At 46.0% G+C, this 18,403-nt stretch carries 19 protein-coding genes; 6 read left to right on the top strand and 13 right to left on the bottom strand.

All coding sequences use genetic code 11. The features are described 5' to 3' along the window. Positions 1-201 precede the first annotated feature (201 nt). Both L3Q72_RS21100 and L3Q72_RS21095 read left to right on the top strand, forming a co-directional pair. Positions 202-858 carry a nitroreductase family protein gene (locus L3Q72_RS21100; protein ID WP_275132527.1) on the top strand — a complete coding sequence of 219 codons (657 nt, stop codon included), beginning with the start codon at positions 202-204 and terminating at the stop codon, positions 856-858. 417 nt (positions 859-1,275) lie between these two features. Then, on the top strand, positions 1,276-2,058 hold the full coding sequence (locus L3Q72_RS21095) for an acetoin reductase (RefSeq protein ID WP_275132526.1): 783 nt from the start codon (positions 1,276-1,278) through the stop codon (positions 2,056-2,058). A 79-nt stretch (positions 2,059-2,137) separates the two neighbouring features. Here L3Q72_RS21095 and L3Q72_RS21090 read toward each other — a convergent pair whose 3' ends face one another. From L3Q72_RS21090 to L3Q72_RS21075, 4 genes are all read right to left on the bottom strand, one after another. After that, positions 2,138-3,970 carry a sigma-54-dependent Fis family transcriptional regulator gene (locus L3Q72_RS21090; RefSeq protein ID WP_275132525.1) on the bottom strand — a complete coding sequence of 611 codons (1,833 nt, stop codon included), beginning with the start codon at positions 3,968-3,970 and terminating at the stop codon, positions 2,138-2,140. A gap of 173 nt (positions 3,971-4,143) precedes the next feature. Next, on the bottom strand, positions 4,144-4,437 hold the full coding sequence (locus tag L3Q72_RS21085) for a putative quinol monooxygenase (protein WP_275132524.1): 294 nt from the start codon (positions 4,435-4,437) through the stop codon (positions 4,144-4,146). Positions 4,438-4,534: 97 nt separating this feature from the next. After that, a complete protein-coding gene (locus tag L3Q72_RS21080; RefSeq protein WP_275132523.1) occupies positions 4,535-5,110 on the bottom strand; it encodes a peroxidase-related enzyme in 576 nt (191 codons plus the stop codon). A 157-nt stretch (positions 5,111-5,267) separates the two neighbouring features. After that, positions 5,268-6,170 (bottom strand): LysR family transcriptional regulator, encoded by a 903-nt coding sequence (locus L3Q72_RS21075; protein ID WP_275132522.1) that lies wholly within the window; start codon positions 6,168-6,170, stop codon positions 5,268-5,270. A 123-nt stretch (positions 6,171-6,293) separates the two neighbouring features. Between L3Q72_RS21075 and L3Q72_RS21070 the strand changes: the two genes are divergently transcribed. Further along, complete coding sequence (locus L3Q72_RS21070) at positions 6,294-7,151, top strand: SDR family oxidoreductase (RefSeq protein ID WP_275132521.1); 858 nt, start codon at positions 6,294-6,296, stop codon at positions 7,149-7,151. A gap of 49 nt (positions 7,152-7,200) precedes the next feature. On the opposite strand, the gene L3Q72_RS21065 is transcribed toward L3Q72_RS21070, so the two are convergent. The 3 genes from L3Q72_RS21065 to L3Q72_RS21055 all read right to left on the bottom strand — a co-directional run bounded on the left by L3Q72_RS21065 (position 7,201) and on the right by L3Q72_RS21055 (position 9,233). Then, a complete protein-coding gene (locus L3Q72_RS21065; RefSeq protein WP_275132520.1) occupies positions 7,201-7,434 on the bottom strand; it encodes a hypothetical protein in 234 nt (77 codons plus the stop codon). A gap of 249 nt (positions 7,435-7,683) precedes the next feature. Continuing rightward, on the bottom strand, positions 7,684-8,481 hold the full coding sequence (locus tag L3Q72_RS21060; RefSeq protein ID WP_275132519.1) for a hypothetical protein: 798 nt from the start codon (positions 8,479-8,481) through the stop codon (positions 7,684-7,686). A gap of 173 nt (positions 8,482-8,654) precedes the next feature. After that, positions 8,655-9,233, bottom strand: coding sequence for a peroxidase-related enzyme (locus L3Q72_RS21055; protein ID WP_275132518.1), 579 nt, complete (start codon positions 9,231-9,233; stop codon positions 8,655-8,657). A gap of 227 nt (positions 9,234-9,460) precedes the next feature. Between L3Q72_RS21055 and L3Q72_RS21050 the strand changes: the two genes are divergently transcribed. Continuing rightward, the gene (locus tag L3Q72_RS21050; RefSeq protein WP_275132517.1) at positions 9,461-9,766 is read left to right on the top strand and encodes a DUF1330 domain-containing protein; all 306 of its coding nucleotides are present in this window, start codon (positions 9,461-9,463) and stop codon (positions 9,764-9,766) included. A gap of 54 nt (positions 9,767-9,820) precedes the next feature. On the opposite strand, the gene L3Q72_RS21045 is transcribed toward L3Q72_RS21050, so the two are convergent. The 4 genes from L3Q72_RS21045 to L3Q72_RS21030 all read right to left on the bottom strand — a co-directional run bounded on the left by L3Q72_RS21045 (position 9,821) and on the right by L3Q72_RS21030 (position 13,448). Beyond that, positions 9,821-10,747, bottom strand: a complete 927-nt coding sequence (locus tag L3Q72_RS21045) for a LysR family transcriptional regulator (protein ID WP_275132516.1) — start codon at positions 10,745-10,747, stop codon at positions 9,821-9,823. Between the two features lie 78 nt (positions 10,748-10,825). After that, positions 10,826-11,728, bottom strand: a complete 903-nt coding sequence (locus tag L3Q72_RS21040; protein WP_275132514.1) for a DMT family transporter — start codon at positions 11,726-11,728, stop codon at positions 10,826-10,828. Positions 11,729-11,936: 208 nt separating this feature from the next. Next, positions 11,937-12,560, bottom strand: a complete 624-nt coding sequence (locus L3Q72_RS21035; RefSeq protein ID WP_275132513.1) for a LysE family transporter — start codon at positions 12,558-12,560, stop codon at positions 11,937-11,939. 48 nt (positions 12,561-12,608) lie between these two features. Then, a complete protein-coding gene (locus tag L3Q72_RS21030) occupies positions 12,609-13,448 on the bottom strand; it encodes an AraC family transcriptional regulator (protein ID WP_275132512.1) in 840 nt (279 codons plus the stop codon). A gap of 138 nt (positions 13,449-13,586) precedes the next feature. On the opposite strand from L3Q72_RS21030, the gene L3Q72_RS21025 reads away from it, so the two are divergent. After that, positions 13,587-16,238 carry an HAD-IC family P-type ATPase gene (locus tag L3Q72_RS21025; protein ID WP_275132511.1) on the top strand — a complete coding sequence of 884 codons (2,652 nt, stop codon included), beginning with the start codon at positions 13,587-13,589 and terminating at the stop codon, positions 16,236-16,238. Here the strand turns inward: L3Q72_RS21025 and L3Q72_RS21020 are convergent. Beyond that, positions 16,235-17,335, bottom strand: coding sequence for an alkene reductase (locus L3Q72_RS21020; protein WP_275132510.1), 1,101 nt, complete (start codon positions 17,333-17,335; stop codon positions 16,235-16,237). The genes L3Q72_RS21025 and L3Q72_RS21020 overlap by 4 nt on opposite strands. Positions 17,336-17,351: 16 nt before the next feature. Then, positions 17,352-17,732, bottom strand: a complete 381-nt coding sequence (gloA, locus tag L3Q72_RS21015; RefSeq protein WP_275132509.1) for a lactoylglutathione lyase — start codon at positions 17,730-17,732, stop codon at positions 17,352-17,354. A 255-nt stretch (positions 17,733-17,987) separates the two neighbouring features. Between gloA and L3Q72_RS21010 the strand changes: the two genes are divergently transcribed. After that, the gene (locus L3Q72_RS21010) at positions 17,988-18,380 is read left to right on the top strand and encodes a DUF2061 domain-containing protein (protein WP_275132508.1); all 393 of its coding nucleotides are present in this window, start codon (positions 17,988-17,990) and stop codon (positions 18,378-18,380) included. The last annotated feature ends 23 nt before the right edge of the window (positions 18,381-18,403 follow it).

Genomic DNA, 18,403 nt, shown 5'->3' with positions numbered 1-18,403 from the left:
GTATTCATAAAGTTTTGTTTATTTTTTGTAAATCAGACAGACAAAAATAAGCAGCAGAAAGATTATCAATATTTTATTGAAACTCTTTTAGTTGATCGGCTATCAATCATCTCAGCTAAAGCTGTTAGTCTATTCAGGCCTGGCTGGTGCTGGGATGATAAACGCTCAAATTATTAAATTAGTAAAGATCTGGAGAAAACCGTGTCTCATCAAATCATTAAAGACCTGAACAGTCGCTACACTGCTAAAAAATATGACGAAACTAAGCGTATCTCAGCAGAAGATATGGAAGTAATTAAAGAAGCTCTGCGTCTTTCAGCGTCTTCTATCAACTCTCAGCCATGGAAATTTATCATCGTTGAAAGTGATGAAGCTAAGCAGCGTTTCCACGACACTTATGCAAACAAGCATCAGTTTAACCAGCCGCATGCAAAAGAAGCGTCGCACACCATTCTTTTTGCCTACGATCCTAACTTCACTAAAGAGAAGTTCTCTAAGCGTGTTGACGCAGAAGTTAGCTCTGGCCACCTTCCTGCTGACATGTACGACATGTTTATGGGTGCATATGCATTTGCTGATGCAAACACAGATGAAAACGGCTACAACGGCGGCTGGACTAAGGCTCAGGTTTACCTTGCGCTTGGTAACATCCTGCACACATTAGCTCGTCTTGGTATCGCTTCTACTCCGATGGAAGGTATCGACGCTGAGCTTATCGGTGAAGCATTCAAAGCAGAGCTTGACGGTCACGTTTGTGAAGTAGCACTTGCAATGGGCTACCACAAAGAAGGCGAAGACTTTAACTACGGTCTGCCGAAAGCTCGTCTTGCAGCTGAAGATGTGATTGAAGTTCTGTAATCGACATTTTCTATAAAAGCTGAATAGATCGTCATTCCTGTGAAGACAGGAATCTGATTAAAGCGCGTTGTAGAAGAAAGGTTTATTGCTGACTCTACAGCGCGCAGACAGTAGATCCCGGATAATGGCTTCGCTATTTCCGGGATGACTGCATTTAGGGCTCCGGTAAGCTTTGAATTAATCACCTGCGACACACTGTCGCACACCAGCACTACACTCTGTATCAGGCAGATTTTCTCTGCTACACATCCAAACCATCACCCCGAATTACCACAACAAACAAATCACACTAACTACCTGTAAAATAAGAATATTCCTCTATTTACCACTCCTTTTGGATATCTGGCACACCCCTTGCTCTATAGCTACCAGTTTCTTAAATATTTATTTTATTAAAATCCGAAAGAGGAAATTCCTATGTCTATAAATGGAAAAGTTGCACTGGTAACGGGTGCTGCAGCTGGTATCGGCCTTGAAGTAACTAAGCGCCTTATCGCTGATGGTGCTGCGGTTGCTATGGTTGACTTTGATGCTGACGGTGTAGCAACAGCTGCTGCAGCTCTTGCTGAACAAGGCGCTAAAGTAACAAGCTTTGTTGCTGACGTTAGTAAGCGCGATCAGGTATTTGCAGCGGTAGAACACGCAGCAAAAGAGCTGGGCGGACTTGATATTATGATCAACAACGCAGGTATCGCTGGTGCTCCACACGGCATTCTGGATATCACTGAAGAAGAGCTTAACTTCATCCAGGCTGTTAACATTAACGGCGTACTTTGGGGTACTCAGGCTGCGGCTGAAATGTTCAAGAAGAACGGCACTAAAGGCAAGATCATCAACGCATCTTCTATCGCAGGTCACGACGGCTTCCCGATGCTTGGTGCATACTGTGCAACAAAATTTGCGGTACGTGCACTGACTCAGTCTTCAGCAAAAGAGCTGGCTGCTGACGGCATTACAGTAAACGCATACTGCCCAGGCGTGGTTGCAACTCCGCTTTGGGAAAAACTGGATCAGGACTTTGCTGGTGAAACTGGTGCGGGCGAAGGCGATACCTTCAAGAACTTCGCTGCAGGTGCTGCACTTGGCCGCCCTCAGACTCCAGAAGATGTTGCTTCTCTGGTTGCTTACCTTTCAGGTCCGGACAGTGACTTTATGACAGGTCAGTCAGTTATCATGGATGGTGGTATGGTTTTCCGTTAATAGGTAAACTGATTAGATAAATTGAGGCGGTCTGCAATTTGCGACCGCCTTTTTTAAAAATTTTTGACCTTCTCTAAACTCATGCTTTGAGATCATACATCTTAATTTTACGGTGGAGAGTGGAACGGCTGATACCCAGAGCCTCAGCAGCCCGGAGCACAACCCAGCGGTGCTCTTCAAGCGCATTCAGAATCACCTCTCTTTCATCATCAACCGAACCTGATTCTGGCTGAAAGTGATTCACCGGAAGGATCATCTTCTGCTCAGAAGTGACAGGGAACACTTCTTCAGGCAGGTCGGTAATTCGGATTTTCTTGCCATTTCGCATACTGTTGGCAAAGTGCAGCACGTTTTTCAACTGGCGGATATTTCCCGGCCAGTGATATTTGTTGAGCATTGCCATTGCATGCTCATCAATGGAAACATCGTCGCTGTTGCTGACAACATCCAGCACCTTTTTAATCACATCAATCCGGTCTGAACGCTCACGCAATGCCGAAAGCGTCAGGTTTACACCGCTGATCCGGTAGTAAAGATCTTCCCGGAAGCTGCCATCTTCAACTTTATCCATCAGGTTTCTGTGAGTTGCGCAGATAACATTCAGATCAATCTTAACCGGCTCAAGCTGGCCCAGAGGGGTAACCTCGCCTTCAGCCAGAACACGCAGCAGTCTTGCCTGCAACGTCAGTGGCATATCACCAATTTCATCCAGAAACAGAGTGCCTCCGTTACTGGCTTCAATCTTACCCACTTTGCCTTTTTTCAGGCCGCCGGTGAAAGTGCCGCTGCTGTAACCAAACAGTTCACTCTCAATCAGAGATTCCGGAATAGCGGCGCAGTTAAGCGTGACAAACGGATTACGGCTTCGGTCACTGCTGTCATGGATGGCTCTTGCCCAGACCTCTTTACCTGTACCGGTTTCACCCATCAGAAGAATATTGATCTTCTTATTGATGACTCTGTGGCAAATATCGGCATTTCGTTTCAGGTGAGAATCACTGCCTGCGGCCTGGTAGAGAGGCGAGTTTTGCGGCTTTGGCTTTATTGACGGACGGTTTGCAGCAGGTGAGCTGGTTTTACTCTCAAGAGAAATAAACCAGCCCTCACTCTGAAGAAGAAGCCTGCGGCTTCTGTAAACATCTTCCAGAGAGTAGCCCAGCACAGACGCAAGACTCTGACCAATAAGTTCATTTCGCTGTGATACGCCTAGCAATGGTAAGGCCGGAGAAGTCACTCCGACTATCCAGCCAGAATCGTTAACGGCAATCATTGAATTTGACTGCCCACTTTGCCTGTGACTCTGGTGCACCAGATTCAGCAGATGATAGCGGTTAAAGGTACTGCGGAAAATAGCCGCTTCTATCTCAGTGGCAGCATCATTCGCCAGCTTCAGCATCCTTGCGTGTTCTGAGTTACCCAGACCGGTATGAGAAGAGACGCTGAGCGTACCGGCAACTTCACCAAAAGGAGAGATAAGCGGAGTGCACGAGCAAACAAGCCCCTGATAGGCGGTATTGAAATGATCTTTTCCGTAAATGGTAATTCCGTCACCGGTGGCAAGGCAGGTTCCGACACCATTGGTGCCAACCTGCTCTTCTTTCAGCACACTGCCAAGATCCAGCTCTTCTTTTCTGATCCGGTAACTGCGGTCTGAATCAGAAAACTCTTGCAGTACTATACCGTTGATATCGGTGGTATGGATTCGCTGATGGGACTTTTCCGCCGCTCCGACTAATCTGTCAAAGATGGGAGCTGCCATATGAAAGGCTTCATCAAACTCCTGTCTGGCCTGGCGAATTTCAGTATCAGTCAGACGAGGCGGAAGAAGTGGCTGGCCGGTATCAAGCTTATATTGCTGAATACATCTTTCCCACGATTCTTCTATTTCAGGTGTTGCGTGCTTAACCAACATAATCCCCGCCATGACTGCTTACCATAAAACCAGGCTATAATAATACTCTCATTAACCCAAAAGGATTATAGATATAAATCAAAATTGTCTTTTGGCTTTTTCTTAATAAACAAAAAAACAGCCCCGGCTCACTAATTAGCAAGCCGGGGCTATTTTGAAAACTTCTATGTCTATCAAGCGAAGCGTGTTAGCTGGTCAACAATTAAGGCTTCACATGCGCCGTCAGTTGCAGCAACAAAATCCTGGAAGTGTTTTGCTTCAGCATGTTTTTGCAGCAGTTCAGCAGATTCCCAGATCTCAAACACAACGAAGTGAGCCGGATTTTCGTTGTTAAAATGCAAGTCGTACTGAATACAGCCTTCATCGTTAGCGTGTGTTGCCTGATGCAGTTTTAGCAATTCTTCTTTAACAAAATCAACTTTGTCAGTTTTTGCTGTAATTGAAGCCACGACAGTAATATTAGCCATTATTATATCCTTGTTTGTATAGGGCAAGAATCAAGCCTACCAGTTATGGCAGGCTATTGTTATCAACTTATTTTGTAATCTTTTTTTTTGATTTTAATTAACGACCCATTGAGTAAAATTCGTCATCAGGTCTCACAGCTAAGAAATTCATCATTCTGTTTGAGAAGTTAAAGATTCCCACAACACCTGCAAGGTCCCAAATGTCCTCTCTGGTCAGGCCGTGTTCTTCCAGAGCTTTATAGTCATTTTCATCAACTTTTCTAGAATCTGTTGTTAGTTTCATAGAAAAATCAATGATCGCTTTCTCTCTGGCAGTGATGTCCGCTTCGTGGTAGTTCACAGCAACCTGATCAGCAATTTGTGGGTTTTCAGTCACAACTCTTAATACTGCACCGTGCGATTGTACACAGTAGCTACAGCCGTTGTAGCTTGAGTGTGCAACGATTGCCATCTCTTTTTCAGCAGCCGTTAGCGTATCACTCTCTTTTGCCACAAGAGCATTATAATAGGTTAGAAAACCTCTTAGCTCTTCTGGTCTGTGAGCAAGTGCTTTCATAAAGTTTGGTGTAAAGCCTAGTTTTTCTTTAAAACCTAAAAATGTATCTTGTAAATCCTGTGGTAGTTCTTCAAATGCTGGCACTGGGAAACGGCTAATTGCTTTTGATTGACTCATTTTCTTATTTCCTTCGATTAAGTTAAGTAACATTCTTTTCTATGAAAAGCGAACGGAAATAAGATATTTTATTAAGCATTAAATGATAATATAGCCTGAGATGAAAATACTTTTAAGTATTTTTTAATAATCGCCCATCCGTGAACAAAGCTTCCCCCTATGTCAGCTTTTCACAAAAATAGCCCTGGTTGTCCTTAATAAATTCAATAAATAGCTTCGACTTCTGAGGAAGGTGTGTCCGGTTGGGATAAACAAGATATGCCGTTGGGGCCTGCTTATTCCATTCCGGCAGCAGGGGGACAAGCTCACCGGTTTGCAGGTACTCCTTTGTCAGAGAGACAGGCAGATAGCCCAGGCCTATACCACTTCTGGCATACATGAGCGATACATATAAATCGTCGGAAAGCAGGTCGGCTTCTGCCTGATGCAGGTAGCTTTCATCACCTTTGCTGAAATGCCAGGGAAGTATATAGCCTTCTACGTGGTTTCTTATTGTGGAGTAGTGAATAAGCGCTTTGGGGTGTGTTATCCGGTTGTGCTGCTCTGCCCACTCACGGCTCGCCACCAGCTCGTAATCAACTCTGGTCAGCGGAAATGCTATCAGAGAAGAGTCTGACAGTTCTCCAATACGAAACGCAAAATCCATACTGCTCTTAGTCAGATCCTGAATGCGGTTGGTGGCATCCAGCTCAATTTTAATTCCAGGATAACGTTTTCTGAAACGGGCAAGTAGCGGCGCAAGCAAATCCTGACAGAAGGCCCGTGGGGCAGAAATGGTGAGCTTACCTACCGGCTCGGATGAAAACTCTTCAGCCTCGGTCTGCAGCTCCTTAAGGGTGTCCTGAATCAGCATCGCCTTAGGCAGTATCCTCTCGCCAAGCTCGGTCAGCGAAAGTGAGCGGGTCGTGCGGTTTAAAAGCTTCCCGCCCAGCTCGGCTTCAAGTTGTTGTATTTTACGGCTTACTGTCGTCGTGGGCAGATTAAGCTGCCTTGCTGCTTCGGCAAAGCTCTCCAGCTCCACAACTTTGGCAAAAATTGGTAACCCTTCAAACTCTTTCATACTCAGCACCATTATCCCTTATTTGGGAAAGTAAAACCCACAACAGCTATCTAATCATTTATTATGGGATGAATTATAGTAGCCCTACAGAACGCAAACAACCCAATGATGACAGGTGAAAACATGACTATTCTGGTTCTAGGTGCAACAGGTAATACAGGCTCTGAAGTGGTAAGACAGCTAAAAGAAAAAGGCGCAGACTTCAGCGTAATGGTAAGAAGCGCGCAAAGTGCAGCTCCTCTTGGCCTGACGGACGATCAGATTCGTATTGGTAACTTTGATGACACCAATTCTCTGACACACGCTATGGAAGGCATCTCTTCGGTTTACCTTGCTATGGTTGCCCATCAGGACAATCAGAAGTGGGTTGAAAATGTGCTGGCAGCCATGAAAGCAAGTAACGCAAAGCACCTGGTTAAGCTATCAGGAATGGGCGCTGCAAAAGATGCAGGCTCTGAAATTATCCGCGTGCACGCTGTTACCGATGAGATGGTGAAAGAATCAGGTCTGAATTACACCCTGATCCAGCCAAACTCTTTCTACCAGAATCTGTTTGGCAGTCTGGAAACCATCAAAAATATGGGACAGTTTTTCCTGCCACTGCGCGATGCTAAGCAGAGCGTTGTCGATATTCGCGACGTAGCCGGTGTAGCTGTAGCGGCACTAACAGAACCAGGCCATAAAGGTCAGACTTACCTGCTTTCAGGTCCACAGGGGCTGACTTTCGCAGAGCAGGCTGAAATTCTGTCAAAAGAAGCCGGAAAAGAGATTCAGTACATTCCGGTACCAAAAGAAGCCGCTGAAGAAGCGATGAAGTCAGCCGGTATGAATGAGTGGCTTGCGGTGCACCTTGCAGAGATTCTGGACTGGTTCGCTCAGGGCGGTTATGACTATGTAACCAATGATGTTGAAAATGTACTGGGCAGACCAGCCCGTACCTTTGACACATTCGCGCAAGAGTTTGCGCCTTTGGCAAAATAGTCCGTAATCATACACATTCGGCACCACTGAACCTGGTGCCGAAAATCGTTTACGCCGCTATTTTCTTAACGAACTCAAAACGGTGAATATCATATTCACTCATTTCGTCTGTGATAGATGATATCAAAGGCATTAAATCAAGCGATTTCTGACTGGTAAAACTGTAATCGGTAATAATCGCCCACCCGTGAACCAGGCAACACCCATCACGCTCTAATATATAATCCGATATCTGACGTGCACACTCTTTGCTATGAGTTTCAATTTTGTAAACAACACTCATTAGATTAAACCCCAACTTTCCTACGCTACAACCATTGTGGTGCAACCATCATCCTAATAACCCCTGTATAAATCAGCCTCAATGCCAATTCAATACATTTCATGGTTAAATTGTATTAATGCCAACCAGGTCAAATAATGAACTGCTCGATAAAACGTACATGTAATCAGGGTGGTTACTCAATGTTACTTTGGTGTTAAGCCAAACAGCATGTGTTAAATTTGTATTAAACTGAATGTGTGCAGCCTTCTAATCCATATCTTCACACAGCTGCGCAGCAGAGACTCCAAACGCTTCCATGCAATACTTTTTGATCAGCCCCTCGCTTTTCATAGACAGCAAGACACTCTCCATACGAGGTATCAGTGCCTTGTGTCTTTTATGAACATAGGGGTACATGTAGGCGGAGCTCATAACTGCACTGGATATGATGGAATCTTTAAACTGAGGGGAGCTCAACTCTTTCCATGCGGTAAGGTTGGCGTGAATAAAAACATCGGTCCTTTTCGCTTTTAGCTTCATCAGACCTTGCTCTACTGTTGTAACCGTGCTCAGCCGTTCTGAAGAGATAACATCCGACAAATGTAATTGAGCAAATAACACGCCTCGCCTGTATTCAACAAAATAAGACGTATCCTGCAAACCTCTCCAGCCGTCGAAGAGCTCAATGTTTCTGGACTTAAGCGTGTAGGCGATAAAACTTTGCTTATAAATGGGTACATTTACCCTGAGCTGAGAGGGGTATGTATCCTGATACTCATAGACACGGGCAACCTGGCCATCTATCTTTCCTGATTCAGCAAGCTCTGAGATTCTTTTGATAGGAATCCCCCAGTTAAACACTAAGGGAACATCGAGCCTCCTAAACAGCTCCTTATATAATTTCTGTCTGAATATGCTTGCCGGAGCGTTTTTGTCTTTTCCCGCCGCCATGACAAAGGTGTCAATTCGCAAATCAGATGAATCAGAATAAGAGCTGTCAACGCAAAGCAGAGCCAGACACGAGCAGGCATAACAGATGATTTTCTTAAAGCCGGTTTTCAGCATACCAAGCGTACCCGCAAAATTTCAGCCGATAGCTTCAGTATAGCGGAATAGTCTGGAGCCAAAGTAGCCTGTCACATCAAGTTTATAATTTCTGTAAAAACAAAACCCCCGATAAATATCGAGGGCTTTTGCTTTAAATACAGACGAACCGATGCTTGTTACTACAATGCGGTTTATTTACGACCCATCATGTAAAACTCATCGTCCGGGCGTACGGCAAGGAAGGTCATCATACGGTTAGACATGTTGAAGAATGCCGTGATAGCGGCAACATCCCAGATATCTTCATCTGACAGCCCGTGTTCTCTCAGAGCATCGAAATCAGCTTCACCAATCTCTGCCGGTGTTTTAGTCTCTTTCATGGCAAACTCAATAATTGCCTTCTGACGTGGTGTGATGTCAGCTTCACGGTAATTGATAGCAACCTGATCAGATACCTGTGAATTTCCGCTGTCGACTCTTAGTTTTGCACCATGAGACTGAACGCAGTAAACACAGCCGTTATAACCTGAGAACGCAAGGATCATCGCTTCTTTTTCTGCAACCGTCAGGCCGCTTTCTTTGTTCATAAGAGCCTGAACATAAGTCAGAAATCCACGCAACTCACCCGGACGATGTGCTAATGCTGAATATACATTGGGAATAAAGCCCATCTTTTCCTGAGCCGTTAACATGACATCTTTTAAGTCTTCCGGAAGCTTATCTAATTCAGGAACGGGAAAGCGGCTGATATTTGCGTTTGGTTGTTTCATAACAAAATATTCTCATTGTCTGGTTTAATTTCCGGCAGAGAATACTCCTCTAAACTCATCCATCACACACTTTAAAATTCAATAAACTATTAAAAGAAATTTAATAGTCAGGATTATTTAAATATTTTTAATAGTCATTTTCATTTTGCTGTGTTTTCTATTTCCTCGGGCTAATTATACTTCTCCACCACAACGAAATTTATCCCGGCTTAAACAAGGAACCTATTATGTCTACCTATTACTCAGTACTTGAAGTTACTCCTACAAGCGAAGATTGGATCCCAGACTATCTGGAACCATCAAATAGAGTGGCGAACCGCTATGGTGGTAAGTTCCTTGCCCGTACGCCATCTCATGAGCGTTTGGAAGGTGAAGGCGCTAACCCCGGCCTGAGAATTATTATTGAGTGGCCTTCTCGCCAGGCTGCAATTGATTTTATGAACGATCCTGAGTATGTCCCTCATCTGAATGCTCGTAGCGCAGGCTCTATCAGCCACCACGCACTCATTGAAGGCAAAGACGAATTTGCTTAAAAGCAAATAAGCGAAATAGCTCTGCTCCCAGTGCCGGAGCTATTTCGCTTTACTTTATACCATACCTTTTTCATGCAGCTCGGTAATAATATTGCCGCACTTTGTTTTAACCATTTCACCAAAATACTTAACAGCGGGTGTTATGGATTGCCGGCTTGGTGAAACCAGCCATAATTCTGTGGAAACAGGCTTGAAGTCGGGCATAACATTAACCAGTTTCCCGGACAATAGCTCGTCAGAAACATCAAGGCACGATTTAATTGCCAGACCCTGCCCGGCGACACACCACCTTCTTACCAGATCACCATCGTTCGCTAAGTGTTTGCTGCTTATCTTAACCTTATATTTCTTATTATCTTTCTCAAATATCCAGACATCATGCGGCACATCATAAAGCTGATAGAACAGGCCATTGTGCTCACTCAAATCATCAGGGCTCTGAGGTGTGCCATGTTTTTCCAGATACTCAGGAGAGGCACAAAGCAGATGGGGCACATCGCATACTTTATTTCCGTAAAAATAGGACTCATCAAGTGAGCCTTCAGGTATGTACCTCAGAGCCGCATCAATGGGCTCCTGATAAAAGTCTTTTACACTGTCGCTGAGACAAAAGCGTACCCCCAGATCGGGATGAACAGATAAAAACTCATTTAACCAGGGAGCAACCAGATTCCTGCCAAGATCAGATGAAACCGATATTCTGAGATCACCATCAATCACATCTTCATCGTTTTTTAGTTGCTTGTTAGCCTGCTCTAACAGATGTAAAGCTTCTTCACACTTACGGATGTATCTTTCACCGGCATTAGACAGACGGATACTTCTGGTGGTGCGGACAAACAACTCCACACCCAGCGTTTTTTCCACTCTTTTTATTGCGTTGCTTGCTGTTGGCGTACTGATATCAAGCTTAACAGCAGCATGGGTTATGGAGTTGAGCTCGGCTACCTTGAGTACAACCTGAAGATCTTCTATAAGCATAGTGTTTACAGCCACTGAAAAATATTTCAATAGTATGCAGCAAATAGCAATTAAAATTATTGAGTCGAAACAAATTAATTAAGCTGAAGCCACCTCTTCCGGTGTTTGCGGCGCTCGATCCTGACTTAAAATAACCCCGAAGAAGATAATTCCAATCGCGATCCATTGAGTTGTAACCAAACGCTCACCCAGCAGCAGCATGGAGAAGACCAGGGTAAAAGCGGGAATCAGATTAATATAGCCCGCCGAAGTTGAGGCTTTAATATGGGAAAGTGAATAGTTGTACAGACCGTATCCGCCCAGAGAGACGACCAGCCCCAGATAGATAATGCTGCCAATAGCGCTGACTGAAATATCAGCAGGCCAGCCAGAAGCCAGTGCCAGCGGTAAAAAGAAAACCGTACCCACAAAGCTCTGAATCGCGGTTAAGACAAACGCCGAATAGCGCTGAATTAAATGCTTAATCAGCAGCGTATAACCCACAGCCATCACCATAGCTCCAAACTCCAGCAAATTGCCTAACACCGGATTTGGTGCCTGCTCACTTTCTGTTCCGGAAAGTGTCATCCATACCACGCCAATCACCGCAATAAAAAGTCCTGCCCACTGGCGTGGCGTGTTGCGCTCTTTTAAAAGAAAATAAGCGGCAACAGCAACCATTAAAGGCAACATCGACGTTATCATTCCGGCCTGACCGGCACTGGTAAAACGTATCGCCTGAGCCTCGAAAATAAAATAGAAGCAGGGCTCAAACAGCGCCATACCGCCCAATAGTTTCCAGTCCCCGGCCTGATAATTTATTCCGTGACGAATCCATGGCCAGGCGGCAAGAAAAGCCAGTGAACCAACAGCCATCCGCAAAAAGACCACCACCATAGGAGCAACTTCACCAACAGCAACTTTTAAGGCAATAAAGGATGTCGCCCAGACAACAACAGCCGTTAATACGGCAAGATGGGCTCTAAATAACTCTCGATTCATAGTGGTTCCAAAAAAACAAAGCGTGATAATCCATAATTGACGCTCAGAAACGAGGGTAGCGTTCAATATGATAAGTAACTGCTGATGATGCCTAAAATCCTGTTTCGTTACAAACCGAACAGGACAAAGTATACAAATTATGGGTTATCAGGATCCGATAACCCATATAATTTAATTCGAGAGACACTGTCTCTCGTTTTCAAACGCATTAAACAAAAAGCCCCACCCCAAACACAATCAGAACCACTCCGGCCCCCCGTTCTATAATATGGATGCTGCGCTGAAGGTAGCTCTGTACATTCGGCTGTCCAATCAGAGCGGCAACCAGAAGATCCCACAGCAATACCGCAAAAAACATCCATACTCCGCAAGCCATCTGCTGAGTAAGCGTCACTTCGCTGCCCAAAATTACCGTCATCAGGGACATGTAAAACAGAGCGTTTTTCGGATTAAGTAACGCGGAGTTGATGCCAAGCAAAAGCTGTTTCGTCACAGACGGAATTTTTGCCTGTTCAGCAGTTGGAATGCCTTCACTCTTCTGACTTTTCAACAGCCGCGAACCAATCCACAGCAGATAAATGGCGCCCATAACTTCAACGACAGAAAAGATCACCGGGTTATCCCGGATACTGGTCCAGCCCAGAATCGCAACGGCAATATAAACCGCATTTCCCAATGCAACACCCAGGCAGATATAGCGACTGCCTTTAAGCCTGTGGCGGATTGAGTGGGCAACAATAAGAAAGAAGTCCTGGCCGGGACTTAACAGTGCCACAAAATGAGCGAGCGCAAGCGCAGGAAAGGCCACCGGGAAAAGAGTAGAAACTAGCATGAAAATTTACCTATAGTCGGACAATGACGCGACTATAGGCAAATCCAGCTATGAATTATTGTCGGAAATTGACGCCACCTGCTGATATTGCCCTGGTGTCGATGCGGTATAGCTGACAAAAGCACGGTGAAACTGGCTTTGATCTGAGTAACCAACTTCATTGGCAACATCCACAATGCTCATGCCACACTTCAACAGGTACTTGGCTTTTTCAATACGGTTGTTATTAAGAAAAGACTTTGGCGTAATGCCAAAACGGCGCTTAAAACTGCGAATTACCGACTCTTTTGGCCGCTCCAGCTGCACGGAAAGCTCATCGATGGAAGGCGGATTAGCCATATCAGCCAGTAGCCGCTCTTTCACACGGAAAGCCAGTTCACTATCATCCTCTTCCACTACCACCGGCGAGCAGTAATTACTTACCAGCCTGAAAAGAAGTGCATCTATTTCCGAGATCAGAGACGAAGTTTCCTGCTCCACCAGCGCATCCACCAGTTCAGATAGCTTTGCGGTTAGCTCCCTATCGGTGTGAATCTCCTGATCACACTGAAACTGGCTGACTTCATCACCGTATAATGCTGACAGCAGTTCACAGCACCATGCGTTATCTACATAGAGCATATGATAACTGCGGGGAATGCCATTGACCGGATTACAGGCATGAACCTTATGCGGCTCAATCAGAATAGTGTCCCCCTGATTTAACAGAATCTTCTGATCATTCAGTGTTAAGCAGGTACCGCCGGATTTTATAATTCCTATGGATAATTCAGGGTGACTATGCGCTTTATAACCCTGGGTGCTTTCGTATGTTGTCCGGACAGTCAGATGAGAAATATGACTGCTGCTCCAAAACTGCTGATTGATGTTGCGAACACTGCTGGTCACGAAATGAAATCTCCGGAATACAAAAACTCTGCATAATTTATCGAATGGTACACGGGCAAGACTAAGAAACAAACAAGAAAAGCTTCTATTATTACAAAAGGATCCCCACAAATTTTCCACTAGCCAGAGACACGAAACATGGCAGCAGACTCAATAAACAGAACAACTGAGTCCTCTGCTCCGGATAACGAGCCCTATGCCGGACTAACGCAGCAGGAAGCAGCGAAACGACTTGAACAGTACGGACGCAATAAACTCCCCGAGCCTCCGATGGCCGGGCCTGTGCTTATTTTTCTGCGTCAGTTTCTCAGCCCCTTTATCTATATTCTGTTTATCGCGGCCGTGGTCTCTTTCTTCCTGCACGAATATTCAGGCGCTGTATTTATTCTGGCAGTACTGGTTCTCAATGCCATTATCGGCACCATTCAGGAATACTCAGCCCAGCGCTCTGCGGCTGCATTGAAGAACATGGTGAAAGGTGAAACCCATGTGATCCGCGATGGCATGGGGCTGACCATAGATGTGGAAGAAGTGGTGCCGGGTGATCTGGTGCTGCTCTCTTCCGGCGATAAGGTCCCCGCCGATGTGCGGTTACTGAGTAGCCATAATCTGGCAGTGGACGAATCTCTGCTCACCGGTGAGTCGCTGGCGGTCAGTAAAAATGCTCTGGCTAAAGTGGCTGAAGATGCCCCGCTGTCGGACCGGATTAATCAGTGTTTCGCCAGCAGCATAGTGACTCACGGCCGGGCCCAAGCTATGGTGACCGCCACCGCAACCGATACTGAGATAGGCAAAATTGCCAGTCAGGTTACTCAGGAGCGCACCTCCGAGCCGCCTTTGATGATCCGTATCAAGCACTTTACCTATCAGGTAGCGGGCGGGATCTTTGTTGCCATTCTGGCACTTACCGTGATGATGCTGCTAAAAGGCGGTTATGACGCCAAAGCCATTGTGCTGATGACGGTCGGACTGGCAGTGTCCGTGATCCCTGAAGGTCTTCCGGTAGCCCTGACGGTTGCACTGGCTATCGGTATGCGCCGGATGGCGAAAAACAGCGTGATCATCCGCAAACTGGTTGCGGTAGAAGCCCTGGGCTCCTGCACCTTTATCTGCTCAGATAAAACCGGCACCCTGACGGTGAATGAGCTGACCATTCGTCAGGTGGTTCTGCCGGACGGAAAAGTATTCCATACTACGGGCGAAGGGGTCGCTCCGGGAGGCGAAGTTCGCGGTCACAATGAACTGCAACAGCTACAGGAACTGTGCATTGCAGGCGTTCTCGCCAACGAAAGCCACCTAAACTATGCCGGCGGTGAATGGGTTTCCAATGGTGATATTGTCGATATCGCTTTTCTGGTGCTGGCAAAAAAACTGGGAATGTCGATTACTGAACTGCGCAGGCAGCAGACTCAGCTTGAGCTTATCCCCTATGAACCGGAAAAAGCCTACAGCGGCAGCGTAAACTATGATGGCGATACGCACTGGCTTTACGCTAAAGGCAGCCCGGAGAAAATGCTGAGCATGTGTCACCAGATGGCAACCGCAGAAGGACTGGTAGATATCGATCACAAGCGGATTGAAGAGCAGTTTGAGTCACTGGCGAAACAGGGATACCGTCTGATTGCGCTGGCAAAACGGGAAATCATAGAAAAAGAACATCACCAGTTAGAAGAGATGTGTTTTCTGGGCATGGTTGCCATGATCGATCCTGTGCGTCAGGAAGCCTTCGCTGCGATTTCTCACTGCCGCTCTGCCGGTATCGAGGTTGCCATGGTAACGGGCGACCACCCCGCAACGGCAAAATCCATCGCACTGGAGCTGGGCCTGTGTCAGGAAGACGCCGAGGTCGTTACCGGGCCTATGCTGCATCAGGTAGCCGGTAAAGGCCTTGCTGAAACCGATGCATTGATCCGCAATGCCAGGGTATTTGCCCGTATCGAACCACAGCAAAAAGAGCTTATTGTCGACAGCTTTATGCGCCAGAATCACTTTGTCGCCGTGACCGGGGACGGGGTAAACGATGCGCCCGCCATGCGCCGCGCCAACACAGGTATTGCCATGGGTAAACGGGGGACGGATGTTGCCAAAGAAACCGCCGATCTGATCATCACTGACGATAACTTTGCCTCCATTGTCTCCGGTATCGAGCAGGGCCGGGTGGTTTATAACAATATTCGCAAAGTGATAGCGCTTCTTGTCGCAACCGGTTTTTCTGCAATCCTGCTCTTCTTCCTCACCGTTCTCGCCGGACTGCCAATGCCGATGACTGCAGTCCAGCTATTATGGCTCAACCTTATCGCCAATGGCCTTCAGGATGTGGCGCTCGCCTTTGAGCCCAAAGAAGGGGATGAGCTTTCTTGCCGACCACGGGATCCCGCTGAACCTGTCTTTGACCGCAAACTGGTCGAGCACATTCTGGTCTCCGGTGCAGTCATGGGCATACTGGCGTTTGTCAGTTACTACCTGACGCTCCAGTCCGGTGAGTCTGTGGAAATGGCCAGAAATCTGACTCTGATGCTGATGGTTCTGTTCGGTAATATCCGTGCGCTAAATGCCCGCTCAGAAACTCAGTCACTCTTCTCTCAGCCCATTAATGCCAATCCATTTTTAATGTTCGCCGTTCCCGGTGCGCTGCTGGTTCATATCATCTCACTTTACACACCCGGTCTGAGCACAGTACTGGAAATCCAGCCTATTTCATGGACTCAGATCGGTGAGCTGATGATGATCGCATCCAGCCTGCTGGTTGTGGAAGAGGTTTATAAATGGTGGCGACGGACCAGAAATTAACTTCCCTGATATTCAGGATAATCCAGAAGGCCTTTTTCTGCTCCACCAAACAGTGTCGCAGGATCGTGATCTGCCAGCGGGTAGCCATTTTTAATACGGCTTGGTAAATCCGGGTTAGAGACAAACGGACGACCAAAGCCAATCATATCCGCTAAACCGTCAGTAATGGTTTTTTCCGCTTTTTCACTGTCGTATTTACCGGCATAGATGATAGTACCTTTATACGCTTCACGTACCGCAGGCTTAAATTCAGCCGGGGTTTCTGGTGCATCTTCCCAATCTACCTCAGCGATATGCATGTAAACCACATCAAGTTTGTTTAGCAATTCTGCTGCTGCGGTATAGGTCTCAAGCGGAGTTTTATCCACTGTGCCATTCAGAGAAGTAAACGGAGCCAGGCGGACACCAACACGCTCTGCACCGATAGCATCAATCATTGCTTCAACCACCTCAGCAAGAAAGCGCAGCCGGTTTTCTACAGAGCCTCCGTACTCATCGGTACGATTGTTAGCTTCTGAGTCGATAAACTGGTTTATCAGATAGCCATTTGCAGCATGAAGTTCTATTCCATCAAAACCGGCCTCTATGGCATTCAGTGCTGCCTGACGATATTCGGCAACAACGTTTTTAATTTCCTCTCTGTTCATAGCTCGTGGCTCTACAACATCCACAAAACCTGGCTCGTCAGTACCGTTATCAATAAACACTTTCACGTTTTCTGCTTTAAGTGCAGAGGAAGAAATCGGTTGTTGACCACCAATGTTATCCGGATGAGTAACACGGCCCACATGCCAAAGTTGGGCAAAGATAACGCCGTTTTTTGCGTGTACCGCCTCTGTAACTTTTTTCCAGCCCGCGATCTGCTCCTTAGTATAAATACCCGGAGTCCACGCATAACCCTGACCTGACTGAGAAATCTGCGTACCTTCAGCGACAATAAGACCAGCGGTTGCGCGCTGTGCATAGTACTCCGCCATCATGTCATTCGCTATGTTGCCAGGTTGGCTTGCACGTGAGCGGGTCATTGGCGGCATAACAATCCGGTTTTGCAGGTGAAGGTTGCCTAATTTAATAGGCTGAAAAAGTGCTTTTTCCATTCTGTAATCCCCTCAATCACTTATTCATTTGAATGAGTTCAATTTGATAACCATCTGGGTCGGTTACAAATGCAATATGAGTTGTGCCGCCTTTCATTGGGCCTGGCTCGCGGGTAACTTTTCCACCAAGCGCTTTAATTTTGTCGCAGGTAGCGTAAATATCTTCTACACCCAGAGCAAGGTGACCAAACCCATTACCAAGGTCGTATTCATCAGTATCCCAGTTATATGTCAGCTCCAGCGTTACTGACTGATCTTCATAACCGACAAATACCAGTGAGTAACGGTATTCAGGGTTTTCAAATTTATCCAGAATGCTCATACCAAGTACTTTGGTGTAAAATTCAATAGATTTTTCCAGATCGCCTACGCGAACCATAGTGTGCAGAAATTTCATATCTCGCCTTGTGCTTAGGATGGTGATAATTAATCAGGCACCCACAATACTCGTTTATTGATATCGCTAGAAATTATTATTAGTGATGAATTTGATAATTTATTGTTATAGCACATCCAGTTAACTGAGCCATTAGTATGAGATCTTGTTACTCTCCTGCACCAACTAAAAAAGTAGCAAATTTCACCTTGACCAAATGCGAATGATTCTCAATAATATTTATAGCAACGCAGAAATGGTTAGGGAGATAAGCTCATGATCAAAACAATCACATTTGCAGTCATACATTTTTCTATCGCTACAGCAGTCGCTTATGCATTAACAGGTGACATTTTAATCAGCAGTTTAATTGCAATGATTGAGCCGTCAATCAACACAGTGGCCTTTTACTTCCACGAGAAAGTGTGGCAATGGGTACCGTTTCTAAACAAAAACGGGGCTAACACAAAAGTGAAAACAGCCAGCTTTGCAGTGGTTCATTTTAGCGTAGCGTTTTTAGTTACCTTTATCATCACAGGTGATGCCTTTATCGGCGGAATGGTCGCCGCGATTGAGCCAAGCATTAACTCTTTCGCTTACTACTTCCATGAAAAAGCATGGGTACGCCGGGCACTGGCACACTCCCATGGCCCGGTGGCTATGGCATAGAAGTTACTGGCTCAGCTCCTGGT

Source organism: Vibrio sp. JC009, assembly GCF_029016485.1.
Lineage (GTDB): Bacteria > Pseudomonadota > Gammaproteobacteria > Enterobacterales > Vibrionaceae > Vibrio.
The sequence above is the reverse complement of the archived record's forward strand: the minus strand, read 5'-3'. Positions and strand labels throughout refer to the sequence as shown.

Excerpts from the sequence above, each read along its gene's own strand:
- L3Q72_RS21040 (WP_275132514.1), bottom strand. The coding sequence starts at position 11,728 with ATGAATCGAGAGTTATTTAGAGCCCATCTTGCCGTATTAACGGCTGTT.
- L3Q72_RS21065 (WP_275132520.1), bottom strand. The coding sequence starts at position 7,434 with ATGAGTGTTGTTTACAAAATTGAAACTCATAGCAAAGAGTGTGCACGT.
- L3Q72_RS21075 (WP_275132522.1), bottom strand. The coding sequence starts at position 6,170 with ATGAAAGAGTTTGAAGGGTTACCAATTTTTGCCAAAGTTGTGGAGCTG.
- L3Q72_RS21050 (WP_275132517.1), top strand. The coding sequence starts at position 9,461 with ATGTCTACCTATTACTCAGTACTTGAAGTTACTCCTACAAGCGAAGAT.
- L3Q72_RS21070 (WP_275132521.1), top strand. The coding sequence starts at position 6,294 with ATGACTATTCTGGTTCTAGGTGCAACAGGTAATACAGGCTCTGAAGTG.
- L3Q72_RS21010 (WP_275132508.1), top strand. The coding sequence starts at position 17,988 with ATGATCAAAACAATCACATTTGCAGTCATACATTTTTCTATCGCTACA.
- L3Q72_RS21090 (WP_275132525.1), bottom strand. The coding sequence starts at position 3,970 with ATGTTGGTTAAGCACGCAACACCTGAAATAGAAGAATCGTGGGAAAGA.
- L3Q72_RS21095 (WP_275132526.1), top strand. The coding sequence starts at position 1,276 with ATGTCTATAAATGGAAAAGTTGCACTGGTAACGGGTGCTGCAGCTGGT.
- L3Q72_RS21020 (WP_275132510.1), bottom strand. The coding sequence starts at position 17,335 with ATGGAAAAAGCACTTTTTCAGCCTATTAAATTAGGCAACCTTCACCTG.
- L3Q72_RS21060 (WP_275132519.1), bottom strand. The coding sequence starts at position 8,481 with ATGCTGAAAACCGGCTTTAAGAAAATCATCTGTTATGCCTGCTCGTGT.
- L3Q72_RS21045 (WP_275132516.1), bottom strand. The coding sequence starts at position 10,747 with ATGCTTATAGAAGATCTTCAGGTTGTACTCAAGGTAGCCGAGCTCAAC.
- L3Q72_RS21025 (WP_275132511.1), top strand. The coding sequence starts at position 13,587 with ATGGCAGCAGACTCAATAAACAGAACAACTGAGTCCTCTGCTCCGGAT.
- gloA (WP_275132509.1), bottom strand. The coding sequence starts at position 17,732 with ATGAAATTTCTGCACACTATGGTTCGCGTAGGCGATCTGGAAAAATCT.
- L3Q72_RS21035 (WP_275132513.1), bottom strand. The coding sequence starts at position 12,560 with ATGCTAGTTTCTACTCTTTTCCCGGTGGCCTTTCCTGCGCTTGCGCTC.
- L3Q72_RS21085 (WP_275132524.1), bottom strand. The coding sequence starts at position 4,437 with ATGGCTAATATTACTGTCGTGGCTTCAATTACAGCAAAAACTGACAAA.
- L3Q72_RS21080 (WP_275132523.1), bottom strand. The coding sequence starts at position 5,110 with ATGAGTCAATCAAAAGCAATTAGCCGTTTCCCAGTGCCAGCATTTGAA.
- L3Q72_RS21055 (WP_275132518.1), bottom strand. The coding sequence starts at position 9,233 with ATGAAACAACCAAACGCAAATATCAGCCGCTTTCCCGTTCCTGAATTA.